The sequence below is a fragment of the Saccharomonospora iraqiensis subsp. paurometabolica YIM 90007 genome, assembly GCF_000231035.2.
In the GTDB taxonomy this organism is placed as follows: Bacteria; Actinomycetota; Actinomycetes; order Mycobacteriales; family Pseudonocardiaceae; genus Saccharomonospora; species Saccharomonospora paurometabolica.
Map to the genome: position 1 here is coordinate 3,267 of NZ_KI912244.1, position 3,299 is coordinate 6,565.

Annotated in this window: 3 protein-coding genes and 1 pseudogene; 1 reads left to right on the plus strand and 3 read right to left on the minus strand. The window is 74.5% G+C overall.

All coding sequences use genetic code 11. From position 1 onward, the window contains the following. From SACPADRAFT_RS27610 to SACPADRAFT_RS0213465, 3 genes are all read right to left on the minus strand, one after another. Window positions 1-548 (minus strand): cysteine dioxygenase (locus SACPADRAFT_RS27610; protein WP_007027023.1); only part of this gene is annotated, 548 nt, incomplete at its 3' end. Between the two features lie 400 nt (window positions 549-948). After that, complete coding sequence (locus SACPADRAFT_RS0213460; RefSeq protein WP_007027022.1) at window positions 949-1,959, minus strand: NAD(P)H-dependent glycerol-3-phosphate dehydrogenase; 1,011 nt, start codon at window positions 1,957-1,959, stop codon at window positions 949-951. Between the two features lies 1 nt (window position 1,960). Beyond that, window positions 1,961-2,704, minus strand: a complete 744-nt coding sequence (locus SACPADRAFT_RS0213465; RefSeq protein WP_007027021.1) for a lysophospholipid acyltransferase family protein — start codon at window positions 2,702-2,704, stop codon at window positions 1,961-1,963. A 179-nt stretch (window positions 2,705-2,883) separates the two neighbouring features. On the opposite strand from SACPADRAFT_RS0213465, the pseudogene SACPADRAFT_RS32875 reads away from it, so the two are divergent. Then, window positions 2,884-3,299 (plus strand): annotated as a pseudogene (locus SACPADRAFT_RS32875) (2-phospho-L-lactate guanylyltransferase); the annotation flags it as partial.

A 3,299-nucleotide genomic window follows, 5' to 3' on the forward strand; every position in this document is an offset into this window, starting at 1 on the left:
GGGGCCGCCACCGCGGCCTCCCCCACGGCGGACCCGGACACGCCGGCGGACGCCCCGGGTGCGGCGTCCGGAACCGGGCGCACGGTGCGGGGTCCGTCGGTGTAGACGTGCACGCTGATGACGGGGTCGGGGCCGGCGTTGCGGACCTCGTGGACGTAGCCGGGCCCGAACACCCGGGACTGCCCCGCGGTGACCACCAGCGACTCCCGGTGCCCGGCCCCGTCCGGCGCCGTACCCGACGGGGACGGGGCGGACGGTCCCGGGCGCAGCACCGTCTCGGTGAGCCTGCCGCTGACCACCGTGAACGCACCCGTGGTGTCGCCGTGGTCGTGCAGACCGGTGCACTGCCCCGGAAGCCAGCTCAGCAGCCACACCTGGCGGCCGTGGGCGTCGTCGAGCAGGACGGCGAAGCGCTCGTCCGGGTCGTACCGCAGCAGGTTGCGCCAGCGCTGCCGGTCGGCCGCGAACTCCAGTGCCGTGCGCACGGGGTGTCCCGCGGCGGCGTCGACGGGTTCGGGCGCGATCGTGTTGTCGGGAACGGCGAACATGACGAAGAGACTTCCCAGTGAGTCGTGGACGGACTGATACGCGCGTCGCCTCGGCGGGGCCGGACCGGGCGGGACCGGCGCTCCGGGGTTTCCGGTGCGATCCCGGGGCGGTCAGCGCCGCGCCGCGCGGACTCCGGTCACGGAGCGGACCGTGTACGGTCGCACACCCCGCGAGCGGGTCAGCGGCGGCACGGACACGTGCGACATACTGCCCGCGCGGCACCGACGAGACGTGGGCCGCTCGGCGTGGGCGCCCGGTACGCGGCGCTCCGCGACCCGGGCACACGGGGCAGTGACATGGTTCCCACAGAACCATCCCGGGCCCCGGCCGTCAACCGGATACCCGCGCGCATCCCGCGGAGCGGAACGCGCGCAAGGCCCTTCCCGCCGTGTCGGTGGCTCAGGACCACTCGTGTTTGCGGGCGCGCCCGAGCAGCTCGGCGCCGACGGACGCGGGATCAGCGCCCTCGTGACAGACCCGGTGCATGGCCTCGGTGAGCGGCATGTCGACCCCGGCCCCGCGGGCGAGTTCGCGGATGGAGCGGCAGGAGGTGACCCCCTCGGCCACCTGGCCGCCCTGCGCGGCCCGCGCCTGCTCGATCGTCTCGCCGGTGCCGACCCGCTCGCCGAACGTGCGGTTGCGGGACAGCGGGGACGAACACGTCGCCACGAGGTCGCCCACACCGGCCAGCCCCGCGAACGTCAGCGCGTCGGCCCCCAGGGCGGTGCCGAGCCGCGCGGTCTCGGCCAGTCCCCGGGTGATCAGGGTGGCGACCGTGTTCGCCCCGAAGCCGAGTCCCGTGGCCATCCCGCAGCTGAGCGCGATGACGTTCTTGCACGCACCCGCGATCTCGCAGCCGACCACGTCGGTGTTGGTGTAGGGGCGGAAGTAGGAGGTGGAACAGGCCTGCTGCACCGCCACGGCACGGTCGTGGTCGGCGCAGGCCAGTACCGCCGCGGCGGGCTGCTCCTGTGCGATCTCCCGGGCCAGGTTCGGCCCGGAGACCACGACGACGTCGTCGGCGGGCATGTCCGCGATCTCGCCGACGACCTGGCTCATCCGCTTCAGCGAGCCGAGCTCCACGCCCTTGGCCAGGCTCACCAGCACCGCGGAGTCCGGCACCAGCTCGCGCCACCGGGTCAGGTTGTCCCGCAGGCTCTGGCTGGGCACGGCCAGCACCACCGCCTCGGCCCCGGACAGCGCCCGCCCGGCGTCGGCGGTGGCGGACAGCCCGTCCGGCAGCCGCAGCCCGGGCAGGTACGCGGAGTTGGTGTGCCGGGTGGTGATCTCGTCGGCGACGTCGGCACGCCGGGCCCACACCGTGACCTCGCGTCCGGCGTCGGCGAGCACCTTCGCGAACGTCGTGCCCCAGGAGCCCGCGCCGAGCACGGTGATCCGTTCGAGGGCCATGTCAGGCCTCGCCCCCCGCGGTATCGACGTCCCGGGCCCGGGTGTCCCCGGTGCCGCCCTCGACACGGGCCGGCGGGGTCTCGCCCCGCACGCCGGACAGCAGGGTCCGCACCTCGCCCATCAGCAGGTCGGTGACCTCGCGGAGCACCTCGGGGGTCTGTTCCTTCTCCCGGTAGGCGGTCAGGTCGACGGGGTCGCCGACCGCGTGCACCACGGTCTTGCGCGGCAACGGCCGGAACTTCTTCGTGTAGCCGTTCCAGATCTTCTGGGTTCCCCAGCGGGCGATCGGGATGACCGGCACGTCGTTGCTCAACGCCAACCGGGCCACCCCGGTGTAGGCGCCCTTGGGCCAGCCCTGCGGATCCTTGCTGATCGTCCCTTCCGGGTAGATCAGCACGATCTTGCCCTCGCGCAGGGTCCGGTGGGCGGCCGCGAGGCTGTCCCCCGCGGAGCCGGTCCCCCGGGAGACCGGGATGCCCCCCGAACCCGCGAGGATCCTGCCGAACCCGGGGATGCGGAAGAGGCTCTCCTTGGCCATGAAGCGCGGGACCCGCCGGTTGCGGTGCACGAACACGGCGTCGACGGCGGGGTCGAGATGGGAGACGTGGTTCATCACCAGCAGCGCGGGCCCGTGGCGGGGGATGCGCTCCGCGTCGTGGTAGACGCTGCGGCCCATCCACGTCAGCGGGTAGAACAACACCGCGGCCGCGCCGACCCAGAATCCGCCCTTCTCCCGGTCCGCCACGGTTGACCCTCCGATTCCTCCGAGACCGACTTCTCCGGGACCGACGCCGCACCGGGCGGTGGACGTCCCCGACACCTGACCCGGGGATCCTCCCACAGCGTGTCCCGGTCCTTTCCCGGGACGACCGGCCGTGTCCCGCCGGAGGCACGGCGGGCGGCCGGTGCGGTAAGGATGGTTCCGTGCAGGTTGACCTGATCGTGCCGCTCAAGCCGCCGGGCGCGGGCAAGTCCCGGCTGCGGGGCGCCCTCGGCTGCCCGACGGACGGGCACCGGCACGCCGACCTGGTGCTCGCGCTGGCCGCGGACACGCTCCGCGCGGCCACCGCCACGGCCGGTGTGCGCCGTGTCGTCGTGGTCGGCGATCCGCGCGCACTCACGGCGTTGCGGGACCTCGACGTCGAACTGGTCGGCGAGGACACCGGGCCGGTGGGCCGGGAGTCCGGCGGCCCCGGCGGGGTCACCGACGCGGGGCTGAACGCGGCACTCCGGTCCGGCGAGCGGTGGCTCCGTGCCGACGCCCCGGCGGGGGTGGTCGGCGTCCTGCAGGCCGACCTCCCGGCGCTGCGCACCGACGACCTCGCCGCCGCACTGGCCGA

Coding starts and splice junctions, on each gene's coding strand:
- SACPADRAFT_RS0213460 (WP_007027022.1), bottom strand. CDS start 1,959: ATGGCCCTCGAACGGATCACCGTGCTCGGCGCGGGCTCCTGGGGCACG.